Origin of the sequence: Clostridium sp. Marseille-Q2269 (genome assembly GCF_943736985.1) — a bacterium.
Lineage (GTDB): Bacteria > Bacillota > Clostridia > Clostridiales > Clostridiaceae > Clostridium_F.
In genome coordinates this window covers 733818-758533 of the sequence record NZ_CALSFS010000001.1, presented here as the reverse complement: position 1 = coordinate 758533, position 24716 = coordinate 733818, and the positions used below count along the sequence as shown (strand labels likewise).

Genomic DNA, 24716 nt, shown 5'->3' with positions numbered 1-24716 from the left:
ATGAGTTTCAAATATGATAAACAACCATATGTAGAAGTTAAAGGATATGAAAAAGGACATTCATTTGAAGGGTATGATAAAATAGTACAGGTTATAAAATCTGATTTAAATAAAATAAATAAAAAAAGAAAAGTAGTAGTAGTAGATTTTTATCCAGGAGTTAGAGTAGAAGAAATTAAATCAGGTATTGTAGATAGGCTAGGAGAAAGCTTAAATATATACACAGATGAGGCCATATTTGAAGACATAGATACTGTAGAGAAAAAGATAAAAGATACAGTTACAGATGATAGAGTTTTTGGGAAAATGACTTTAAGTACTTTAGAGGATTATGTAGATAAAGATAAATTAGTTAAAGTACAAAAACAAATTGAAAATGCAAAAGGATTAGTTGTTATTTATGGTGTTGGAGCAGAATTTTGTATAAAGCCTGATATATATATATACGCAGATTTAGCTAGGTGGGAAATTCAACAAAGGTACAGAAGTCACGAAATTCCCAACTGGAAGGGTAGAAACTATAATGAAGATCCATTAAGAAAACTTAAAAGAGGACATTTTTTTGAGTGGAAGGTAGCAGATAGATATAAGAAACGTAGATTTCACAAGTTTAATTATATATTAGATACAAACTTAAAAAACACTCCTAAAATGATATCAGGAGAAGCTTTTAGAGCAGGATTAAAGGAAACTTCTAGTAGACCATTTAGAGTTGTACCATTCTTTGACCCAGGGGTTTGGGGAGGACAATGGATGAAAGAAGTTTGTGATTTAGATAGAAATATAGAAAATTATGCATGGTGCTTTGATTGTGTGCCTGAAGAAAACTCTCTATTACTTAAAGTTGGAGATACAATAGTTGAAATACCTTCAATAGATGTGGTGTTTACTCATCCTATAGAATTGCTAGGTGACAAAGTTCATGCTAGATTTGGATCAGATTTCCCTATTAGATTTGATTTTTTAGATACTATGGAAGGTCAAAATCTTTCACTGCAAGTTCACCCATTAGTAGAATATGCACAAGAAAAATTTGGAATACATTATACTCAAGAAGAATCTTATTATATATTAGATGCTAAAGAAGATCAGAATCCTTGTGTGTATCTTGGGGTAAAAAATGGAGTTACTAAAGAAAAATTCTTTGGCGATTTGAAAAAAGCACAAAACGGAGAAGGGGATTTTAATGCTGAAAATTACTCCAATAAAATTAAAGCTAAAAAGCATGATCATTTTTTAATACCACCAGGAACGGTACATTGTTCAGGTGCTAATACCATGGTACTTGAAATATCATCAACTCCTAATATTTATACCTTTAAACTATGGGATTGGGGTAGACTTGGTATGGATGGAAAACCAAGACCAATAAACATAGCTCATGGAGAAGAAGTTGTTCAATTTGATAGAGATACAGATTGGACAATGAAAAATTTAGTAAATAGAGTAGAAGTTGTGGCAGAAGGTGACGGCTGGATTGAGGAAAGAACTGGGTTACATGAAAAAGAATTTATAGAAACAAGAAGACATTGGTTCACTAAAAAGGTAAGTCATAATACCAATGGAGAAGTAAATGTATTAAATCTTGTGGAGGGAGATAAAGCAATAGTAGAATCTCCAAATAATAAATTTGAACCATTTGTAGTTAATTATGCAGAGACATTTATTATACCAGCTAGTGTAGGAGAATATACTATTAGACCTTATGGAGATTCTATAGGTGAAAAAATAGCCACATTAAAAGCTTATGTAAGAGTTTAATATGAGGCAATAGTGATTTAATATTAGTAAAATAAATTCATGTATTTAATGGTTAAGAGAAAAAGTAAAATAAAAAATTTAAGTAGTAGTTATAAAAATAGAGCCAGAATTATTCTGGCTCTATTTTAAATTTTATATGATTGGCTTAAAAGGTTTATTAAATGTTGTATTAATTAAACTATATAATTTTTTATTTTTAAATTAAGACTATGTAATGGTTTAAAAGCGGTACATAAATTCTATATAAAAGGGAACTTATTTGTTATTTTATAATATTTATATTCATGATATCTTGTATATAAAGAAGAAAAGTAAAGATAATAAAAGAAGGGAGGAGAGCACAAATATGGACAGATTAAATTTAAGACAAATTCAATTTATAAATTTGCTTTTAAATGAAAATGAATTTAAACCAATTGAATATTTTACTAAATTCTTAAGAGTTTCTAATAAAACTTTAAAAAAGGATCTTATAATAATTGAACATTATTTAAGTGGATTTCATATTAAGCTAGATAAGAAACATGGCAGTGGAATAATGATAAAAGATGTTTGGAATGCAAAACTTGTCTTACGTGATAATCTAAACATTGAAAAAAACAAGGATGAAAAAATCTCCATAAATCATAGAAGAATAGAAATTATAAAGGATATGCTAATTAACTCTCACAGCAGTACTTCAATTCAAAAGCTGGCTGATAAATACTATGTTAGCAAGACAAGTATAATAAATGATTTTAAATATATAGAACAGTGGCTTTCCTCCTTCAATTTAATATTAGAAAAAAATGTTGAGGGAACTAAATTAAAAGGTTTAGAAGTAGATATTAGACGTGCTATTGCATCTTTATTGTTTCAATATTCTAATAACGATAAAAATGAAAAAAATATTAAGGAATTGGCAAGTAGATTAGATGCCGTTACATTAAATGGACTATCAGAATTATTTGAAAAAGAAAGAATAATATATGTAAATAAGTTATTACTTGATTTAGAGAAAAAATATAACTGCAGAATAGATGATATTTATTATATGAATTTGATTACGCATATTTTGATTTCTATGTCTAGGGGAGAAGAAGGAAAATCTATAAGAATAAAAGAAGAAGAGGAAAATTTTAAATCTAAAAAAGAGTATAGAGAAGCTATTTTATGTGTAGATAGGATTAATAAAGAATTCAAAATTAATTTAGGAGAATCAGAAGTTTATTATTTATACCAATACTTTACATCATTTGGATTAATTAAAGAGGAAGCTAAAAATGAAGATAAGATATTAAATAAGTTAGATCAGAGAGCCATAACTTTTAGAAATAAGTTAACAGAATGTATACAGAAAATATTACAAATAAACATTGAAAAAGACAAGGTTGTTATGGATAAACTATTACTTCATATAAGAGCTATGTTAAATCGTATGCAGTATAATATAGAAATATCTAATCCACTTATTCAGGATATAAGAGAACAATATACTACTATTCTAAACATATGCAAAATTGCTTCAATAATTGTATCTCATGATTTAAAAGAAAAAGAAGTACCTTTAGATGAAATTGGTTATTTGGCTTTATATTATCAGTTGGGGTTAGAAAATTCATCTACCAAAAGGAAGGTATTAGTTATTTGTCACAGTGGATACGGAACATCTAAGCTTTTGAGTGTAAAACTTGAAAGACATTTTCCACAGTTTGAAATTATAGAAAGTACATCTGCAACTAGAGTAACAAATATGAATCTTGATAGCATAGATTTAATAATTTCAACTGTTCCGTTAAGTTTGCAAAACAAACCATATTTATTAGTATCAACATTTTTAAATGAACAGGATATTAAAACTATATCTAATTTTTTAACTGAGAATAAAAATTATAAATCAAAAGTAACTGTTGAAACTAAATTAATTGCAAAATATTTAAATGAAGATTTAATATATTTCAATGAAAAAAAGGGGGAAGTTATAGAGGGATTCCATAAACAAATTAACAAAAATATTATTTTTCATGAGATAGAATTAAACAAGAATTTAAAAATATGTATAAGCTTTTTTAACAAAAAGGACACATTAGGATTTAGCATAAACAATATAGAAAACAATGAAAAGCAAATAGTTTTTTATATTGCTACAGAAAATACTAAGATTATGATAGATCTTGTAAAAGAAATAGCTAATTTTCAAATTACTGAAGATTACGCAAGTTATCTAACAAAGTGTAAAAAGAAAGAGGATGTAAAATCATATTTTAAATTAAATAATGAAGGTTGGGATAATATGGGCGTAGATTTAAAGAAAGTAGTAAGAAAAGAAACAATAAAATTAGACATGAAGGCAACAACAAAAGATGAAGCTTTAAAAGAATTGACAGATTTATTATATGAAGCAGGAACTATTTCAAATAAAGAAAAGTTTTTGAAAGATGTATATTATAGAGAAACTTTAGGGTCAACAGGCATAGGAAATGGTATTGCCATACCTCATGGAAAGTCTGAATTTGTTAGCAAAACATCAATAGCCTTTGGAAAATCAAAGTCACCTATTAAATGGGAAACACTAGATGGTGAACCTGTACATTTTGTAATTTTGTTTGCTGTAACAGAATCAGATAAAAATAGCGTTCATGTAAGGTTACTTTCAAAGGTAGCTGCAAAGTTGGGAGATGACAAAGCTTGTGATGCATTATTAAAAGCCACAACACCAGAGAAAGTATATGATATAATCACAGGTTCAGAAGAAGACTAAGATTAATAAATATTAAATTATGTTAAGTATGATAACGATTAATTAATGATATTTATGAAATTATTAAAAATCAAAATAGAAAGGAAGAATTAAAGATGAAAATTGTAGGAATAGCAGCTTGCACATCTGGTATCGCACATACTTATATAGCAAAGGAAAAATTAATACGTGCTGCAAAAGCACTAAATCATGAAATTCATATTGAAACACAGGGAACTATAGGAACAGAAGATGAGCTTACTTTAAAAGATATTAAATCAGCAGATATTGTAATTATAGCAGCAGACATCAAAGTTGGGGGAAGAGAAAGATTTGAGGGAAAAAAGATTGTAGATGTTTCAACAGAAGTTGTAATTAAATCTCCAAAAGCATTACTAAATAAAATTCAAAAAGAACTAGGGCTATAATATAAATTTTAATAAAAAAGGGAGGAGTTATTATGCTAAAAAGACTAGAATTAAAAAAACATGCTATGACAGGTATATCATATATGCTTCCATTAGTTGTGGCCTCTGGTTTATTAATTGCTATTGGAAACTTAGCAGGAGGAAATCCAGCATTAATATCTAACTACAAAGATTCTTATAATATTTGGCAGGCGGCTGTTTCTTTAGGAGTATTTGGTATGGGCTTGTTGCCAGCAGTTATAAGTGCTGCTATTGCATATTCAATAGCTGATCGCCCAGGAATTGCACCAGGGCTTTTAATGGGTATGATTGCAAATGCTATGGGTGCTGGATTTTTGGGCGGAATGCTAGGTGGATATCTTGTAGGGTATTTTGTAAGTTTTTTAAAGAAAAATATAGTAGTACCTAAATGGGCTGAAGGATTATTACCAATGATGATCATTCCATTATTATCTTCAATAGTTATAGGACTAATTATGTTCTTTGTAATTGGTAGACCAATAGCAGTAGCATCAGCCTCACTTACAAATATGCTTAACAATATGCAAGGTGGTTCAAAAGTAATATTCGGAGCCATCATGGGAGCTATGGCAGCGTTTGATTTTGGAGGCCCAGTCAATAAAGTAGCTTCTTTATTCGCAGATGGATTATTACTACAAAAAGTTTATGGACCAGAAGCTATTAAGATATGCGCTTCTATGATTCCTCCTTTTGGAGTTACTTTATCTTGGCTAATAAGAAAGGCTAGATATAGCAAACGTGAAGCTGATAATATAAAGATTGCTTTTCCAATGGGAATATGCATGATTACAGAAGGAGTTATTCCAATTGCAGCTGTTGATCCGCTTCGTGTTATATTCTCTTGTTCTTTTGGATCTGCTATTGGTGGAATGCTCATTATGTTATTTAATGTTGGTTCACCGGTTCCTTCTGGAGGAATGTTTATAGTACCTGCTATGACAAATCCAATAGGATTTCTAATAGCTCTAGGAGTAGGATCTATTGTTACAGCAATATTACTTGTAGCACTTAAAAAAGATGCAACAGAAGAAATTGAAGAAGATGATGAGGAGGAAGAAGAAATAGATTTATCAGATATAAAGATAAAATAACTAGAGAAAAATTGTATAGACAGATATAAATTTTAAGTGCAATTAAAAGTAGAGAGGAGGATTTGTTACAAAAATATACCTAAAAAATAATAATTAATAGATTATATAGATTATATGATTATATCATTTTAGAAATATGAGAAAAAATAAATATTTTCTATAATTAAATAGAATAAAAATATATAAATAAAGTTTTATTGGTATATTTAAGTAACAAAAAAATTATATGTATGTTTCAATGAAGAAGATGCTAGATAAAGCAAACAAAGAAAATTATGCAGTTATGGCCATAAATTGTTTTAATTTAGAAACTGTAAGAACAGTAATTACAGCTGCAGAATTAGAAAATGCACCAATCATAATTAATTTGGTTCAAGAGCATTTGATTGATCACTGTGATAGTGAACTCATAACTCCAATAGTAAAAACTTTAGCAAATAGAACCCCTATAAAAGTAGCATTAAATTTTGATCATGGGGAAGAGGTTTTATTTTTAAAAAAGGCTATAGATGATGGATTTTCTTCTGTAATGGTAGATGCCTCACGATTTGGATTACAAGGCAATATTAATATGACAAGAGAAATTGTAGAGTATGCTCATCCTAAAGGTGTCAGTGTCGAGGGTGAGATTGGGTGCATGGGGGCTACTGAAAATTTAGAATTTACAGAAAATGATATGTATACTAATCCAAAAGATGCTTTGGAATTTGCGAGGGAAACAGGTATTGATGCTTTAGCTGTATCTATAGGAACATCACACGGTAATTATCCTGAAGGAATGGTACCTAAATTTGATTTTGAAAGATTAAAAAAAATTAAAGAATTGACAAAAATGCCACTGGTACTTCATGGAGGTTCTGGTTCTGGAAGAGACAATATTTTAAATTCAGTAAAATACGGTATAAATAAAATAAATGTAGGCTGTGATTTTATGAATGCTAATGTTAAAGCTATTAAAGATATATTAAAAGAAGAGTCTGATATTAATTATTATGTATTGATGCATAAAGTGGAAAAAGATAGTATAAGCCTTGTAAGAGAGTATATTAAATTATCAGGCTCAAGTAATAAAAATTAAATTTAAATTATAAATCTATTAATTTTATTACAATGAGTTGTAATAAAATTAATAAAAAATAAAAATATCTAAATATAAAATTATGAGAAAAGGAAGTGCAATGTTATGTTAATGAATATGAAAGAATTATTATTAGTAGCTAAAGAAAATGGATTTGCAGTACCAGCTTTTAATACAAGTAGTAATATGATTTTAAGAGGAGTTATGGAAGGGTGTAAAGAAAAAAATTCTCCAGTTATTATAGCAATACATCCGGATGAGCTTTCTTTTGTAGAGGATAGCTTTATAGAAAGTGTAAAAGCAGAAGCTGAAAAAACTAACATACCTGTAGTTATTCATTTAGATCATGGTGGAACTTTTGAACAAATTCTTAGAGCTATAAGATGTGGATTTACATCTGTAATGATAGATGCTTCAACTTTATCATTTGAAGAAAATATTGCAATTACAAAAAAGATAATTGAAGTAGCACATCCTCTTAGTGTTTCTGTTGAAGCAGAACTTGGAACTATAGGTTCAACAGGAAATGGTGGAGAAGAGGGAACTAGTAAAATAATATATACAGACCCAGAAGATGCAAAGGAATTTGTTGAAAGAACGGGAGTGGATACATTAGCAATTGCTATTGGTACATCTCATGGAATATATCCTAAAGATATGAAACCAAAATTAAAATTAGATTTATTAAAAACTATAAAAGAAAAAGTAGAGGTACCATTAGTGCTTCACGGTGGATCAGCTAATTCAGATGACGAAATTGCAAAATCTGTAGAGCTTGGAATATGCAAAATAAATATTTCAAGTGATATAAAGGATGCATTTTACAAAAAATGTCGTGAAATATTAAAAGAAGATCTAGGTGCTCGTGAACCAAATGCTATTTATCCACCATGCATAGATGCTATGAAAGAAGTTATATATCATAAGATAAAATTATTTAATGCTGAAGATAAGGTAACATGTTACTATAAATAAAAATCAGTCAATATATTTAAATAGGTGTTTATAAAAATATAAGTGAATATTTGGTTGAAAGTTAGGGCTGAAAGTAAGTAGATTGCTTTCAGCCTTAGGCTATATCACAATATATTTTAATAATGATTGCATTTGAAAGTATACAAAATATAATGAGTTAAAGGAAACTTAAAATACATCATAACATAGAATAGTTAATTAATTATGGTATGAGTAATTATTAAATAACATATTTAGGAGGGTAAGATGAAATATTATATAGGTATAGACATAGGAGGCACAAATCTTAGAGCTGGAATAATAGACGAAAATTGCACTTTACTAGATAAGTTTAAAATATTAAATAAAGTTGAAAAAGGGCCAGAACATAATATAGACAAGTTGTTAGAAGAAGTAAAAAAAAGATGGGTAAATAAAGAAATAATAGCAATAGGGGTAGGATGTCCAGGACCATTAGATATTAAAACAGGTACTATTTTAGTAACTCCAAACTTAAAAAACTGGGAGTACTTCAATTTAAAAAAATATTTAGAACAGAAATTAAATGTACCTGTGGCTGTCAATAATGATGCCAATGTGGCAGGCTACAGTGAAGCCATGGTTGGTGCCGGTAAGGGTGTAGAAAGTGTGTATTATATAACTTTGTCCACAGGAGTTGGGGGAGGTTTTGTATATAAAGGGGAGATAGTTTCAGGATTCAATAGTATAGCAGGGGAAATAGGCAATATGATTATTAATGAAGATAAATATAAACATGCTAATATGAATTATGGTGGATTAGAAGGTCAGTGTAGTGGCGTAAATATATCCAGAATAGCCAGTGAAGTTTTAGGAAAACAAGTCACAACAAAAGAAGTATTTCATGGGGCTAAAGAAGGCATAACGGAATATAAAAACATATTAGCTAATTGGACAATTAATTTATCAAAGGCAATTGCCAATATAATATTAACTGTAGATCCAGAGGTTATAGTTTTAGGAGGATCGGTTATTAGTAATAATCCATCTTATATTAAGGATATTGAAAATGAAGTAAAAAAAAGAATATATGATGGGGTTAAAATTAATATTAAATTAGCGGATATTGGTGATGATACTGGTCTTATAGGTGCTGGTGTATTAGCAAAAGAATTAAAATAGATAATTAACTCTAACTAAAATTTATATCAATTCTAGTTAGAGTTTTATTGTATTTATACCTGTGGTTCTAAAAAGATTTAGTTATGCGTGAAAAAAAGACATATTATTCATAGAATAAATGTATGTTTATTAACTGCATTAATTTAATAGAATATTTTATTATTTTATAGTAGAATCATAAGAAATAATTAGTATATAATATTATATATCATAGATATAGATAAAAATTAATGAAAAAGCTAGAAACTTTTTATTAAGTTAAACATTAATTATCTAAATATAGAAAAGAATCTTAAAGTCTTAAGTTATTTCTCAATAAAGGGAATAAGGCAGTTACCACACATCTATGGGTTTGTGCAATTCAATTCTTAATTAATGCAGATAATAAAAAACGTTAACCTAGAAAGTTTATCAAATTATAATAACAATATAGATTACAGTGCATTAGTTTATATAATGAATAGTATTTTAATTCAAGCTCTTATTCCAATTCCTATGGGCTAAAGAATTAAAAAATTTACAATCATTGAATGGTATTCGTAATTTATACATAAATTGATACATGTCTTAAATATTTCTAAAAGTTAACAATATTTATAATCATATCTAAATGGAGGTAATAACATGAGTCAATCAAAAGAAAAATTATACCACTTAATTAAAGAAGCGTGTATATTAGATATTGATAACCAATATTTAAAAGCCATAACAACTCACAGTTTAAGCCAACAAATAATATTAGATAGAACAACTATTAGCAAATATTTAACTCAATTAGTAACAGAAAAAAAGATAATTAAAATTAGAGGAAAGCCTGTAAGATATTTTCCTAACATAGTAGATAATAAAATTTGTGTTTTCGAAGATGAAGGTAAGTTCTGGAAAAACATTGCTAATATTAATGGTTCACTAAGTAGTATAACTATTGATACAAGAAAAAGAAATGCTTCATCAGATGCATTTAGTGAATTTATTGGAAGTACAGGTACTCTCTCCTACCAAGTTAATCAAGGAAAAGCAGCCATATTATATCCACCAAATGGAATACATACTCTTTTAACTGGGCCTACAGGAGTTGGGAAAACAAAATTTGCTAAATTAATGTATAATTATGCTATTGATTTAGGTCGACTAACCCAAAAATCTCCATTTGTATATTACAATTGTGCCGATTATGCTGGCAACGTGCAATTACTAATGTCCCTATTGTTTGGACATACAAAAGGAGCATTTACAGGAGCAAATACTAAGAAAAAAGGACTTGTAGATGCTGCAGATGGAGGTATACTATTTTTAGATGAAATTCATCGTTTACCAAGTGAAGGTCAAGAAATGCTTTTTTCCATTTTAGATAATGGTACATTTAGGAGATTGGGAGAAAGTAATGGAAGTTTAAACAGAGTTACATTGCTATTAATAGGAGCAACAACAGAAAATATAGAAAACTCTATTCTAAAAACCTTTAAAAGACGCATTCCTAATATAATTAGTATTCCTGGATTAGAAGAAAGATCTATAAATGAGCGGCTACAATTGATTGATCTTTTTTTTAGAAGTGAGTCACAAAAAATTCAAAATAAAATTATAGTGGAAAAAGAAGTTTTAAAACTACTAACAATTTATGATTGCTCAGGAAATGTAGGTCAATTAAAAAATGATATTCAAATGATGTGTGCCCATTCTTTTGCTCAAGCTATTATTCATGATGAAGATCAAATCAAAATATCCATAAAAGAATTAGATAAGAGTTTTAATAAAAAATATACATCACTTAACAATTGCAATAATAAAAAAAATATTATGGATTGCTTCTCAAAGATATTTGCTGACTTTGTTTATGAAAAAGGGAACAGAATGGATGCGAATTCCTCTTCAATTAGGAATAGGGAAAATAAGCAATTTTATCGTGAGCAAAATTTTTATCATGGTCTTCTAAATAAGTATACAAAACTATTTGAAAAACAAAAAAATATTAAAATGATTAATCAGTTAATACAAAATGAATTAGAAAAATTTTTTAATATAGAAATCTTTACATCTAAAGATGATAGTAGACAATTAGAAAAAATTGTATCGGAAAATGTGTTAGTAGCGGTTAAAAAAATTTTTAAAAGGTTAAAAACTATGGGCAACTTTAAATTTGACAATCAAGTTATGTATAGTCTTTGTCTTCATGTGGAAACTCTTTTATTAAAAATGAAAAATGGATCTATTAACAATAAAAAAACAATTAATAATTATAGGGATACATATGGTTTTTTTTCTGTGATTGAACAAACCTTGATGGAAGAAATTAAAATTTCATTTAATGAGAAAGAAATTGCTATAATGAGTACTTTTTTAGAAGCAATCTACGAAACTAAAAAAGATGATAGTATTGGTATAATAATAATAATGCATGGTGAAAATACAGCCACTAGCATGGCAAAAGTTGTTAATGAATTATTAGATACAAATCATGCAAAAAGTATAGATATGAAATTGTCAGATTCTGTTTATGATACACTTGATAAAGCATGTGAAATGGCACTGGCTGAAGATAAAGGGAAAGGAGTTTTATTATTAGTAGATATGGGATCTTTAAATCAATTTTCTGTACTTATTGAACAAAAAACAGGTGTTAAAATGAAAGTTATTAGTATGGCTAGTACAGCTACTATATTAGAAGCTACTAGAAAATCTATGATACCTAATATGGATATTAATAAATTAATTGATGAAGTATTTCAAACAAGTAATTTAATTGGTAATAATAACACAAAAGAAAATTTCTATAATCATAATGATAGTAGTTACAGTATAAGGGAAGATGAGAGACTTAATGAACTTATAAAGAATAATCTTATATTTCTAAATGGAGATAAATCAATTGATATCCTTAGCAGAGTATTGTCAAATATATGTAATGCCATGTCTATTAATATGTCTGATGAGATCTACATTAAATTCCAATTTCATTGCCAAAGCATGTTAGAAAGAATAATTCGGAAAGAGTTTCTTAAGTATAGAAATTATTCTAATATAATTAATAAAAATATTAAACTTTATGAGTTAATAAAACAACAATTTTCAATTATAGAAAACACTTATGCAATAATTATTCCAGATAGTGAAATTGCATACATTGTAGAAATAATAAATTCTCTTAACTAGAAGAAAAGCGTTTCACACATTAGGCACACATTTCTTATAAAAGAAATGTGTGCCTTTTATATGTATGAAACCAGACTTATCCTTGTTTTTTTTGTTTGGCATAAAAATTGCTTTAATATTAAGGTGAGAAGAACTAAAACTATAGGTTAGATATAAGGTTTAGTTTTTCCAAATGTTAATTTATGGGAGGTATAATGATGAAAAACATTGTTTTTACAAGAATCGATGATCGCCTGATTCACGGTCAAGTTATGACAGCATGGGTTCAAATTACAGGTAGTAACGAAGTGGTTATTGTTGATGATAACGTTGCAAAAAACTCTTTTATGCAAATGGTTATGAAATCAGCAATGCCAAATAAGATTGGGTTAAAAGTTTTATCTATAGACGAAGCAATCAAATACTTATCATCTGAGGAGTCCGGCAATGAAAAGATATTTATACTTGTTAAAGTTCCACAAGTTATTTTGTCTTTAGTAAGTGCAGGAATACCTATTAAAAAGTTAGATGTTGGTGGAATAGGTGCTAAAGAAAATAGAAGAACATTATATAGGAATATTTCTGCTAGTGAAGAAGAGAAAGAAGCTCTAATTGAGTTATCCAACAAAGGAGTGGAAGTATTTTTTCAAGTTACACCAGATAATACAAGAGTTACTTTAAACTCTGTGATCAAAGAGGAGGAATAAATATGGAAGTACATCTTTGGCAAGCGCTATTAATTGGTTTACTGTATTATCTAACAGTTGCAAATTCTCCATGGTTCACTGGATTAACAAGTGTATCTATAAGGCAACCAATAGTTGCTGGAACTATTGTAGGCATTATTTTAGGACAACCAGTTCAAGGGGTGATTATTGGAGCTACAATTAATGCATTTTTCATAGGTTTCATTTCTCCTGGTGGAGCTGTATCGAGTGAACCGGGAATTGCAGGTATTATTGGAACTGCGCTAACAATTATTTCAGGTTCTTCTCCAGAGATAGCTATTTCTTTAGCAGTACCTTTTGGATTACTAGGTACAGTAATATGGAATTTAAGAATGACCATAAACTCCTTTTTTGTTCATTGGATGGATAAAGAGGTGGAGAAGGGAAATTATAAAAAGCTATATTTTATTCACTTAGTACCATCGCAAATCTCTACTTTTATTATCAGTGCTATTCCAGTAACTTTGATTGTTTATCTTGGAGGAGATTCAGTAAGGGAACTTTTAAAAATAATGGAGGGTGCACCTCTACATATTTTAAAAGCTATTGGAGGGATTTTACCAGCTCTAGGTATTGGATTAACTCTTAAAGTAATTATGAATAGAAAGGGGATTATTTTATTTTTCCTAGCTGGTTTTTTCATTGTGATTTATGCAAATATACCAATGCTATTGTTAGCAATTTTCGCCACAATTATTGCATATTTCTATGCTGATTTAAGATTTGATAAACAAGGAGGTTAATAAAAATGTCGGATTTAATGAATAGTTTACCTAAAGAAAGAGCTCTAACAAAAGCGGAGCTAAATAAAGCTTATTTATATTGGATTTCTCTTTCCCAAGCAACTTATAGTTGGGAAAGGATGATGGGGCCGGCCATGGCAGGTACTATGATTCCAGTTATGGATCGTCTTTATCCTCCAAATGGAGAGTTTGATTATGAGCGAAAAGAAATGATGAAAAGACATATGGAATTTTATAATACTGAAGCTTGGTTAACAGGACCTTTAGTATTGGCTGTAATTTTATCTATGGAAGAAGAAAAAGCTTCAGGAGTTCCAATTTCTAGTGAGGATATATCAGGCATGAAAACTGGCTTGATGGGTCCTATGGCGGGGGTAGGGGATACTTTAAGACAGGCTACATTGATTCCTATTATTGGTTCAATAGCTATTTCATTAGGTGCAACTGGTAGTTATATAGGTCCTATTTTATACATTATATCTACGCTAATAATTAATTATGGAATATCATATTTTGGATTTCATGCACTATTTAAAAAAGGTAAACAAGGAATAAACGAAATTTTTGCCAGCGGATTATTAGAAAAATTTATGACTATTGCTACTGCCGTTGGAGCTGTTACCATTGGTGGTTTAGCTGCTAATACTGTGAAAGTATCTTCATCAACCGTTTTAAATCTTGGAGGAAATAAAATGGTTATACAAGAATTGCTTGATAAAATCATTAAAGGAATGCTTCCATTAGGAGCAATATTTTTAACTTTATATCTTTTAATGAATAAAAAAATGAGCTCTACAAAAGTTTTATTAATATTAATTATAATAGCAGTTGTTGGCGTATTAATTGGATTTTTTTAAAAGAATGGAGGAAATATAATATGAATGCAACAGTAATTGGTGGAGGCCGAATAGGAAGAGGATTTGTAAGTTCTTTATTAAAAAGAAATGGAGTGAGTATCAATTTCTTTGATATCAGTTGTGATTTAACAAGTCTTTTTAACAGTAAAGATAGTTATACAGTACATGTCTTAGGAAATCCTCATAAAAACACAATAGTTTCTGATTTTAATGGATATTTAATTGATGATATTGAATCTCTTTCCAGGGAATTTGAAAAAACTAATATTGTTTTTACTTCAGTAGGGGGAAAAAATTTAGTATCACTAGGAAAGAAAATTGCCAAAGCTTATAAAAATTGTTTGGAAAAAGGAACCTCTCCTCATTTTATAATTATTACTTGTGAAAACTGGATAAAGCCAGCAGATGATTTAAAGGAATCTATTCTCTATGAATTATCACCATATGAAAAAGAAAAATTTTTAAATAATGTTGATATTACACAAAGTGTTATAAGAGCTTCCGGAACATCTGCACCTACTGGTGAAGATACAGATAATGAACTTGATACATGGGTACAAGACTATTGGATATTACCAGTAGATAAAAAAAGAATCATTAAAAATAATATTCCTAAGTTGAAATTCTTTGATTTTGACGAAAATTTTGGAGAAATGTTAGCGCAGAAGATATATACGAACAATACTAGCGTGGCTATAATTGCTTATTTAGGTTATCTAAAAGGTCATAAATATGTTGCTGATGCTGCAAATGATCCAGAAATTCAACCTATTTTGGATGAATGCTATAATGAAATAAATTATGGGTTAATCAATGTTCTTGGTGTAAGTAAAAAAAGTCAGCTAGAGTTTTCAAAAATTGCTAAAAAGAAATATCAAGATCCAAATATTGTTGATTATGTTGTTAGAATCGGAAGGGATCCTTTAAGAAAATTAGCTCCAGATGATAGATTAATTGCTCCTGCTAAGATGGCTATAAAATCTGGAATTACTCCTAAGGCAATTGCATATGGAACAGCAGCAGCATTATATTTTGACTACTTAGATGATCCAATTGCTATATGTTTAAAAGAAATGAGAGAGCAATATGGTAATAAATATGTATTAAAAACAGTTTGTGGATTAGGAGAGGGGGACCAATTAACTAAGTTAATTCTTCAATGTATAGAAGAATTAAAACAAAAGAAATGGATAAAAGAAGGTGAATTTAATGGTTAAAAATGCAGTGGTGTATGGTGCGGGTCAGACGGGAAGAGGGTATACAGCAAGATATTTAAAGGAACGAAATTATTCAATATCCTTTATTGAAAAAAATAAAGAATTAGTTAATCTTTTAAATGAAGATAAGAGATTTTGTATTCATTTTTATGATAAAGATAGAACACCAGTATTAGTTGATAATTTTAAAGCTTATCATATATCTGACGATCTAAATTCAATTATTTCAAATGCTGATATTATTCTTACAGCTGTTGGAGAACAAAATTTAGATGAAGTTGGTAAATCTATTGTAAACAATATTGGAAATAAAAGCATTCCTCAATTACTAACTTGTGAAAATGGAATCAATCCAGCAAAAGTACTTAAAACTGCACTGCTAAAAAATTCAACATTACATGAAAAAAATTTAAATATTTCCCAGACAGCTATATTTTGTTCTACAGTAAATGTAATTCAAACTAGATTAGATATTTTATCTCAAAATGAAACTTATTTTCCATATGATGTTGAAGGTTTTAGGGGGGAATTAGATTTTTATGGTGCTGAACCAAATAAAAATTTTGAACAATTTTTAAAACGTAAAATCTATACTTATAATTGTTTAGCTGGTATTATTTCCTATATGGGTTATATAAAAGGATATAAAATATATAGTGAAGCTGCTAATGATATAGAGATTTCAAAAGTAATAGAAATATTCTTAGAAAGTTTAAATCCTAGCTTATCAAACTATTTTGGAATTGAACTAAATAAACAAGCTGCATTTGCTCAAAAAGCAGTCAATAAATTCAAAGATAAAAATATATTAGATTATGTAATAAAAAATGGTAGAGCTGCTAAGAGAAAATTAGGAAAAACTGAGAGAATATTTGCTCCCTATGAAATAATTAAATCCAATAATAAAGATGCAAGAATTCTTACTTTTAATGCAGCAGCAGCATTAACGTATTGGTATGAATTACAAGGAAAAGGGGACGAACTATTATTAAATAATGATCCCATAGATGAATTAGTATCTATTTTACAATTATGCCCAAATGATGATTTTATTAAAGCTGTAAAATTCTACTATGAGAAAATTAAAGAAAATCGTAAAAAAATTAATTTACTTGAATTAATTTTTAATAATTAAAAGTGAGGGGTTGTATTTGATCGGAATATTATTGATAACTCATGGACCGTTTGGAAATTCATTAATAAAATCATCTTCTTTAATATTAGGAGTATCTCATAATATTGATGCTTTAGGAATATATCATGGTGATAATATAGATGAATTTGAAATAAAAATTAGCAATAAAATAAAAGATATGCTTAAAATATCTCAAGAACTGTTGATTTTTACTGATTTAATTGGAGGAAGTCCATCTAATGCAGTAGCTATAACATTAGCAAAATACTCAAAAGAAAATATTGAATGTATTGTTGGAATTAATTTACCAATGCTCTTGACAGCTTTGTGTTCTAGAGAAAATAAAAAACTTTCTAATATTGTAAGTGACTGCATTAAGACCGGAGAAGAAAGCATTTTTAGCTTAAGAAATAGATTGAAAATATAAATTTTTAATAGAGAAAATAAAAAACTCCAGTAAATGCAAGATTTTACTGGAGCTTTTTAAGTTATATTTTAAATTATAATATTATATTAATTATTATAATGTTAGAAAGCTTAATAGTTATTTTAATGAATTTGATATATTTGTAAATATAACTCCTAATGCATAGGCACCTGCATCTGGATAACCAATACTTCTTTCTCCCACTGTGCCTGCTCTACCCATACGTGCTACTATCTTTTCAGTGTTTTTTGCACCTTTAACTGCTTCTTTGGCACCATTCTTAAATGCTTGAAGAATAGAATCATTATTATTAGTACTTTTAATCCATGAATCAGCACATGGCACCAATGCATCAATTAAAGTTTTATCTCCCACTTGTGCTCCTCTTCCAAAAGAACGTTCTCCTGTAGCTTGAACTCCTTTTACAGCTGCTTGCATTAATTGGGCAAAATCTGAAATTGATAGTTCTTTTTTATTTTCAGCATATTTCCCAGCAGCTCTAAAGGATGAGCCCCATATTGGGCCTGATGCTCCCCCACAATGTTCCATAATTACTAAAGAACATTCATTTAAGAATTTACCAATACTCATATTATCTTCTTTAAGTATAGCTTTCCATTCTCTTTTTAATTGCTTAAATCCTTTTGCAACACTCATACCAAAGTCACCATCACCAGCGTGAGAATCCAATTCACAGAATGGAACTTCATTTTCTATTATGGTTTGACTCATTTTATCTATAATATAAATCATATTATCTAAAGTAATTTTTTCGTTTTTTATTTTTGTATAAGATTCAGAAGTTTCTAAGTCAAAAGTAATTTCTTCTGAAACTTCATTACTATTTAAGCCTACATATTTAACAGGTTCAACTGGCCCTGAAACTTTAAATGCAGGGGTATCACTTTCCTTAGATAATAATTCTTTAAGTTGATCATCTAGCTTCATAATAGATACAGAGGCACCTTCCATATCTATACTAGTCATATAGTTACCTACAAATATTCTATTAATTTTTATGTTTTTCTTTGCTAGTTCAGCAGTAACTGAATTATTAAAAAGATATAATTCTTGTAGTGGAGTAGCACCAAAACCATTGATTAATAATGCAATTTCTTCATTATTTGACCCATCTATATTAATATCTTTTAATATAGAATCAACAATTCTTTTAGCTAATTCATCTGCTGTAGTAATTTTTTCTCTTACTATGCCTGGTTCTCCATGTATTCCAACACCAAACTCCATTTCATCTTCTGCTAATTGAAAAGTTGGAGTTCCCTTAGCTGGAACTGTACAAGAAGAGAAAGCAAAACCTAAACTTCTAACGTTGGACACAGCTTTCTCTGCAATAGATTTAACTTCTTTTAGTGATAAACCTAATTCTGCTGCTGCACCAGCTATTTTATGAACTAATACAGTACCTGCAACTCCTCTACGTCCAACAGTGTATAAACTATCTTTAACTGCTATATCATCATCAACTTTTACATAATCAACTTTAATACCATCTTCACTTGCTAAATGAGCAGCATTTTTAAAGTTCATCATATCTCCGCTATAATTTTTTATAATTAATAGCGTTCCTTTTTCGCTAGCTGTAGCTTTTATTGCCTGATATATTTGGATTTGAGAAGGTGATGCAAATATATCTCCACACACTGCTGCATCTAACATTCCTTTTCCTATAAATCCGGCATGGGCTGGTTCATGTCCACTTCCACCACCACTAATTAAGCTAACTTTATTTTTATTTATATTCTTTTTTTTCATTACTTTATATTTTCTAACAAACTCTAATTCAGGATGTGCCATAGCCATTCCATTACACATTTCCATAACTATAGTTTCTGGTCTATTTATTATTTTTTTCATATTTACACCTCTATCTATTTAATTTGTATTTTTTACCCAATGTATCTGCAGCTATTATTGCTGCTGCTACTTCTTCTGGAGTTACCTTAAATGGCATAGAGTGCATTGATTCTTCTTCTATACAAGATTTTTTAGCTACTTCCATAAGTTCTTCGTCAGTAATACTGTGAACACCAATATCTTCTAGGCAAACTGGAAGTCCAATTTCTAAGCAGAAATTTATTACTTCGTCTATTTCTGATTTTGGTGCATTTTCTAGAACTAATTGAGCAATTGTTCCAAATGCAACTTTTTCTCCGTGGAAATATTTGTGAGTTCCTTCTAATATAGTTAATCCATCGTGAATTGCATGAGCTGCTGATAAACCACCACTTTCAAAACCTAATCCTGATAAAAGAATATTTGTTTCTATTATATTTTCTAATGCTTGAGTTACTAAGTTACAGTCAGATGCTATTTTTGCTTTTACACCATCTTCCATTAATGTTTCATAACAAGCTTTTGCAAGTATTAATGCTGTGTTAGTTCCTTTTGCTGGGGCACATAATCCTTCTCTAACTCCACAAGGTAAACCTGCATTAACATTTGAAAAAGAGTTTGAAGTTGCTCTTGCTTCGAAATATGTTGATAGTGCATCGCCCATTCCAGAAACTAAGAATCTAGTTGGAGCATTTGCAATAACTGTAGTATCTATTAAAATAACAGTTGGACTTTGCCAAAAATAAGCATAATCATCAAATGAACCATCAGGTGTGTAAAGCACCGCAGAGTGACTAGTTGGAGCATCTGTAGCTGCTATTGTTGGAACAATTATTAATGAATTACCTTTAGCAACACATTTTGCTGTATCTATAGCTTTACCTCCACCAAGTCCAATAGTACATGTGCATTTGTTATTTTTTGCAATTTCTTGTAATCTTGCAACTTCTTCTCTTGAACATTCTCCACAGAATTCACTTTCTACAAAAGTAATTCCAAATTTTTTAGAAGTTAAATCTAATTTATTTTTAACACGTTCTATATCATCTTTATGGGCTATTAATAGAGCTGATTTTCCAAAGCTCTTTACAAAATAACCTAAGTTTAATAATTCATCTTCACCTTGAACATATTTAGTTGGACAAATAAATGCTTTTCTCATTATAATCTCCCCTTCATTTGTAAAATAGATTTTGTTTATTTCTTTTTAATATCGTTTACAATATTATTGTAATATCGTTTACAACAATTTGCATTGTATTTACATGATAAAAAATTATGATAAAAAATCGTATTTTTTTGTTGTAAAGGGAGTAAATTGTAATTTCATATCCTTTTTATTATTTTAGGTTATAAATATATAAAAAAATTATTGCAAAATAGATTTCAGATGTATTTTGCAATAATTATAAAAATATTTTTTTAATTTTTTTTGCAATATTTCCTATAGATAAAAGGGGTTACACCTTCATATTTTTTAAATATTTTTATAAAATAACCTGTTTCGCTAAATCCAAGTTCATCACTAATTTCATTTATATTCATGTTTGTTTCTTCTAATAAGTTTTTTGCCCAATCTACTTTTAGTCTAGAAAGAAATATAGAAAAGCTTTTTCCAGTTTCTTTTGTAAATAGTCTACTAAAATAACTAGTGCTTATATGGCAAACTTCTGCTAATTTTTTTCCAGTAATATTTTCACTTTTATGATTATAAATATATTCAATAGCAGGCTTTAGTGTATTACTCACTGAAATGTCTAGGCTATCATTTGAAAGATATTTATCTACATAAGAATTTAATAGGACATTAGATATTTCTTCTTTGGCATGTTCAATATTTTTTATTGTATATCCTGATAAGGTGTTTGAATCTATTTTTGATTCAGATGTTACAGTTTTTTCATATATCTCTGAAATTAAATTTTTATTTAAAGCTTCTTCCACTAAATAATTACACAAAGAAAATAGCATATCAGCTATATTTTCTACTTCCCTTAATGATAAAAATGGAATTTCATCATAATATTCTTTAAAGTCTTCTAAAGCTTTATTTGCTATAAAACTTTTTTTAGTTGAAACAATTTTTTCTAAACTATCTGAAGCATTATTATCAGATAGTTTTATTTGTCCAGCCATAATTGCTCCAATATATTTTCCATCTACAATTATTGGAATAGCTATATCTACTATATTATAATGACATAAATATATATATGGCTTATTTAAACGAACTGCTTCTAGGCCACCTCGTGAATCGCATTTTTCACAGTATTTAACAAGCTCTGAATCTGACCGGACTGCCCTACAAAACATATTACAACCACTATGGTGTGTAACTGGGTTTCCTTTATAATCAACAATTATTATAGCTGCTTTAGTAACTATTGATAGAGAGTCTTGCAACTTGGCCCACTTTTTAAAATCTATAACTTTATTTAAATTTAAATTTTCTTTAATCAATTCTATTTGCTCCCATAGCATATTTATATATTAATAAAATAATTATTTTTAATATATAAAGTACTCATTCATAATTATTATTGAATTATATTTTATCATAACATTATGAATTATAACATCAGATTTATACATTACAATTATAAATTTACAATATTTTCGCATTGACGACAAATATAGATATGTGATATTATTTTAAAAAAGCTAGTACTTTTAAACCAGTCCAGAGAGGCTGACAAAGGAATTATAAATGTATGTGTTTATATTATGAAATGTAAATACCTTTGTTAGTGTACAAGGGTATTTTTTTATGCAAAATAATATGAAAGTGCTAGGATAAATAAAATTTTAGGAGGTATACATATGAGTAACCTAGAAAAACATCAAGATTCTGATTATTCCTTAACTTCAGTAGAAAACAAAGATAAAAAAGGATTTATATCAATGTTTGCAGTAATGCTAGGATTTACGTTTTTTTCTGCTAGTATGTGGGCTGGAGGTACTATAGGAACGGGATTAGGTTTTAAAAAATTTATTTTTTCAATTCTTGCAGGTAATTTAATATTAGGGGTATATACAGCATTCTTAGCTTATATTGCTTCAGATACAGGTTTATCCACTCATCTACTTGCCAAATATTCTTTTGGTGAAAAGGGCTCATATCTTGTATCTTTCATTTTAGGAATAACTCAGGTCGGTTGGTTTGGTGTGGGAGTTGCAATGTTTGCTTTGCCTCTTCACAAAGTAACAGGAATAAATATATATGTGCTTATATTCTTATCTGGTATTATCATGACAAGTAGTGCATATTTTGGTATGAAGACACTTACAATCTTAAGTATAATAGCTGTGCCATCTATAGCGATCTTAGGAAGCATATCTGTATTCAAATCTGTTGATACAGTGGGTGGAATTAATCAGCTAATGAATATAAAAGCCGTTTCACCTATAAGTTTTACTGCATCATTATCTTTATGTGTAGGTTCATTTATAAGCGGGGGAACATTAACACCAGATTTCACAAGATTTTCTAAAAATAAAAAAGTAGGGGTTTTAAGTACTATCATAGCATTCTTTATTGGAAATTCACTTATGTTTTTATTTGGTGCTGTAGGAGCTATGGTAACTGGAAAGTCAGATATATCAGATGTCATGATGATGCAAGGGCTTATAATTCCAGCAATAATAGTATTAGGATTTAATATATGGACTACTAATGATAATGCCATATACGCATCTGGACTTGGTTTTTCAAATATAACAAAAATGCCTAAAAACAAAGTGGTTATTTTCAATGGATTATTAGGTACACTTATGTCATTATGGCTTTATAATAGTTTCGTAGGATGGTTAAACATATTAAATACAATAATTCCACCAATAGGAGGAATACTAGTAGCTGATTATTTTATACTTAATAAAAGAAAATATTCAAAGTATGAAGATATGAAATTTCAAAAAGTAAATTATATAGCAGTTATAAGCTGGGTTGTTGGAGTTATATCAAGTAAAGTTATTCCTGGAGTTGCTACTATAAATTCTGTTATAGCAAGTGTTGTTGTTTATGTTTTATGTAGTAAAATAATAAGTAAGAAAAGTAATACAGGAGATCTAATAGGAAAGGAAGTTGCTTAGTATTATGATAATAAAAAATGTAAAACTAACACATAAAGAAGGGCTATGGAATATAGTTGTAGACCACAATGGAAAGATTAAAAGCATAGATAATAAAACAGTTAATGACAAAGATGATAATATAATAGATGGTGAAGGAGGACTTTTAATTCCACCTTTTATAGAGCCACATGTTCATTTGGACACTACATTAACAGCAGGAAAGCCAAGATGGAATATGAGCGGAACTTTATTTGAAGGTATTCAATGTTGGTCTGAAAGAAAATCAATGTTATCCAAAGAAGATGTGAAAAATAGGGCCATAAAGGCTCTAAAATGGCAAGTAGCTCAAGGAATTCAATATGTGAGAACACATGTTGATGTAACAGATCCAAATCTTACCGCACTTAAAGCTATGGTAGAAGTAAAAGAGGAAATGAAAGATTTAGTAGACCTGCAAATAGTAGCATTCCCCCAGGAAGGAATACTATCTTATAAAAACGGATTAGAACTGTTAGAAGAAGCTATAAAGCTTGGAGCAGACGTAATCGGAGCTATACCTCACTTTGAATTTACAAGAGAATATGGCGTAAAATCCATAAATAAAATATTTGAATTAGCTGTAAAATACAATAAACTTATAGATGTACATTGCGATGAAATAGATGATGAACAATCAAGATTTATTGAGACATTAGCTACAAGAGCATATGAATATGGAATAGGACATAAAGTTACAGCAAGTCATACAACTGCTATGCATTCCTATAATAATGCATATACTTATAAATTATTTAGACTTCTTAAAATGTCTAATATAAATTTTGTAGCAAATCCTTTAGTTAATATTCATCTTCAAGGAAGATTTGATACATATCCTAAAAGAAGAGGAGTAACTCGTGTAAAGGAACTAAATGAAGCAGGAATAAATGTTTGTTTTGGACATGATGATATTTTTGATCCGTGGTATCCAATGGGAACAGGAAACATGCTTCAAGTTCTTTTTATGGGATTACATGTTTGCCAAATCATGGGTTATGAAGATATTAATAATTCTATAGATTTCATAACATATAACAGTGCTAAAACTTTAAACATAGAAGAGAATTATGGCATAGAAGAAGGTAAGGATGCAAACTTTATAATACTTCCATGTGAAACACCTTATGATGCCATAAGAAAACAAGTAAAAGTAAGATATTCTATTAGAAAAGGTAAAGTTATAAGTGAAACGAAACCAGAAATAAGTAATATATATAGGAAATCCAAAGAAGAAATAGATTTTAATTAAACTTGATAGTTAGTGTAAAATTTATGGTATGGATTTTACATAAATCAA

19 protein-coding genes are annotated in these 24716 nt (G+C 28.8%); 16 read left to right on the top strand and 3 right to left on the bottom strand.

Annotation, left to right across the window (positions count from 1 at the left end):
* The 14 genes from NGI68_RS03340 to NGI68_RS03275 all read left to right on the top strand — a co-directional run bounded on the left by NGI68_RS03340 (position 1) and on the right by NGI68_RS03275 (position 17452).
* The gene (locus NGI68_RS03340; protein WP_251860064.1) at positions 1-1761 is read left to right on the top strand and encodes a class I mannose-6-phosphate isomerase; all 1761 of its coding nucleotides are present in this window, start codon (positions 1-3) and stop codon (positions 1759-1761) included.
* Positions 1762-2107: 346 nt separating this feature from the next.
* Positions 2108-4501, top strand: coding sequence for a BglG family transcription antiterminator (locus NGI68_RS03335; protein WP_251860063.1), 2394 nt, complete (start codon positions 2108-2110; stop codon positions 4499-4501).
* Between the two features lie 95 nt (positions 4502-4596).
* Entirely contained in the window at positions 4597-4908 is a 312-nt protein-coding gene (locus tag NGI68_RS03330; protein ID WP_251860062.1) for a PTS fructose transporter subunit IIB, read from the top strand.
* Positions 4909-4940: 32 nt separating this feature from the next.
* Positions 4941-6020, top strand: coding sequence for a PTS fructose transporter subunit IIC (locus NGI68_RS03325; RefSeq protein WP_251860061.1), 1080 nt, complete (start codon positions 4941-4943; stop codon positions 6018-6020).
* Between the two features lie 238 nt (positions 6021-6258).
* Positions 6259-7098 carry a class II fructose-bisphosphate aldolase gene (locus tag NGI68_RS03320; RefSeq protein ID WP_251860060.1) on the top strand — a complete coding sequence of 280 codons (840 nt, stop codon included), beginning with the start codon at positions 6259-6261 and terminating at the stop codon, positions 7096-7098.
* 105 nt (positions 7099-7203) lie between these two features.
* A complete protein-coding gene (locus NGI68_RS03315) occupies positions 7204-8073 on the top strand; it encodes a ketose-bisphosphate aldolase (protein WP_251860059.1) in 870 nt (289 codons plus the stop codon).
* A 246-nt stretch (positions 8074-8319) separates the two neighbouring features.
* Positions 8320-9213, top strand: coding sequence for an ROK family protein (locus NGI68_RS03310; protein ID WP_251860058.1), 894 nt, complete (start codon positions 8320-8322; stop codon positions 9211-9213).
* A 624-nt stretch (positions 9214-9837) separates the two neighbouring features.
* Positions 9838-12366 carry a sigma 54-interacting transcriptional regulator gene (locus tag NGI68_RS03305; RefSeq protein WP_251860057.1) on the top strand — a complete coding sequence of 843 codons (2529 nt, stop codon included), beginning with the start codon at positions 9838-9840 and terminating at the stop codon, positions 12364-12366.
* A gap of 197 nt (positions 12367-12563) precedes the next feature.
* Positions 12564-13052: a PTS sugar transporter subunit IIB gene (locus tag NGI68_RS03300; RefSeq protein ID WP_251860056.1), complete on the top strand. Its 489-nt coding sequence runs from the start codon at positions 12564-12566 to the stop codon at positions 13050-13052.
* A gap of 2 nt (positions 13053-13054) precedes the next feature.
* Positions 13055-13816 carry a PTS mannose/fructose/sorbose/N-acetylgalactosamine transporter subunit IIC gene (locus NGI68_RS03295; protein WP_251860055.1) on the top strand — a complete coding sequence of 254 codons (762 nt, stop codon included), beginning with the start codon at positions 13055-13057 and terminating at the stop codon, positions 13814-13816.
* 5 nt (positions 13817-13821) lie between these two features.
* Complete coding sequence (locus NGI68_RS03290; RefSeq protein WP_251860054.1) at positions 13822-14673, top strand: PTS system mannose/fructose/sorbose family transporter subunit IID; 852 nt, start codon at positions 13822-13824, stop codon at positions 14671-14673.
* A 20-nt stretch (positions 14674-14693) separates the two neighbouring features.
* Positions 14694-15890, top strand: a complete 1197-nt coding sequence (locus tag NGI68_RS03285) for a mannitol dehydrogenase family protein (RefSeq protein ID WP_251860053.1) — start codon at positions 14694-14696, stop codon at positions 15888-15890.
* Complete coding sequence (locus NGI68_RS03280) at positions 15883-17025, top strand: mannitol dehydrogenase family protein (RefSeq protein WP_251860052.1); 1143 nt, start codon at positions 15883-15885, stop codon at positions 17023-17025. The genes NGI68_RS03285 and NGI68_RS03280 overlap by 8 nt, the downstream gene beginning before the upstream one ends.
* 16 nt (positions 17026-17041) lie before the next feature.
* Positions 17042-17452, top strand: coding sequence for a PTS sugar transporter subunit IIA (locus NGI68_RS03275; protein WP_251860051.1), 411 nt, complete (start codon positions 17042-17044; stop codon positions 17450-17452).
* A gap of 117 nt (positions 17453-17569) precedes the next feature.
* Here NGI68_RS03275 and dhaK read toward each other — a convergent pair whose 3' ends face one another.
* The 3 genes from dhaK to NGI68_RS03260 all read right to left on the bottom strand — a co-directional run bounded on the left by dhaK (position 17570) and on the right by NGI68_RS03260 (position 21766).
* Positions 17570-19327, bottom strand: coding sequence for a dihydroxyacetone kinase subunit DhaK (dhaK, locus tag NGI68_RS03270; protein ID WP_251860050.1), 1758 nt, complete (start codon positions 19325-19327; stop codon positions 17570-17572).
* A gap of 10 nt (positions 19328-19337) precedes the next feature.
* Positions 19338-20468, bottom strand: coding sequence for a glycerol dehydrogenase (locus NGI68_RS03265; protein ID WP_251860049.1), 1131 nt, complete (start codon positions 20466-20468; stop codon positions 19338-19340).
* 260 nt (positions 20469-20728) lie between these two features.
* A complete protein-coding gene (locus NGI68_RS03260) occupies positions 20729-21766 on the bottom strand; it encodes a PocR ligand-binding domain-containing protein (protein WP_251860048.1) in 1038 nt (345 codons plus the stop codon).
* A gap of 360 nt (positions 21767-22126) precedes the next feature.
* On the opposite strand from NGI68_RS03260, the gene codB reads away from it, so the two are divergent.
* Both codB and NGI68_RS03250 read left to right on the top strand, forming a co-directional pair.
* Entirely contained in the window at positions 22127-23398 is a 1272-nt protein-coding gene (codB, locus tag NGI68_RS03255; protein ID WP_251860047.1) for a cytosine permease, read from the top strand.
* Between the two features lie 4 nt (positions 23399-23402).
* Entirely contained in the window at positions 23403-24668 is a 1266-nt protein-coding gene (locus tag NGI68_RS03250) for a cytosine deaminase (RefSeq protein WP_251860046.1), read from the top strand.
* Positions 24669-24716: the final 48 nt, after the last annotated feature.